Source organism: Sphingomonas echinoides (assembly GCF_029623395.1).
GTDB classification, from domain to species: Bacteria; Pseudomonadota; Alphaproteobacteria; order Sphingomonadales; family Sphingomonadaceae; genus Sphingomonas; species Sphingomonas echinoides_A.
Map to the genome: position 1 here is coordinate 1 of NZ_JAPYKK010000091.1, position 380 is coordinate 380.

Consider the following 380-nt stretch of genomic DNA (forward strand, 5'->3'; position numbering starts at 1 on the left):
CAGTCGAGAATGCCTGGCGCTGGTCGTGGCACGGCAGCTCAGACATGAAGACGTACTGGCGGCGTTGGCCGACCTGTTCGTCACACGGGGACCACCGGCGCACATACGGTCGGATAATGGCGCCGAGTTTATCGCGAACGGGGTGCAGAAATGGCTTGGCCAGATCGGCGTGAAGACGCTCTACATCGCACCGGGATCACCATGGGAGAATGGCTATAATGAGAGCTTCAACGGGTCGCTGCGCGACGAACTGCTGAATGGCGAGATCTTCTACAGCCTCGCCGAGGCGAAGGTGCTGATTGAAGCCTGGCGGCGGCATTACAACACCGTTCGCCCGCACAGCAGCCTTGGCTACCGACCACCGGCCCCGGAAACGGCCT

1 protein-coding gene is annotated in these 380 nt (G+C 61.6%); it reads left to right on the top strand.

The window, feature by feature from the left end; translation table 11 throughout:
- On the top strand, positions 1-380 hold a 380-nt coding region (locus tag QBJ92_RS20590), incomplete at both ends, for an integrase core domain-containing protein (RefSeq protein ID WP_277971554.1).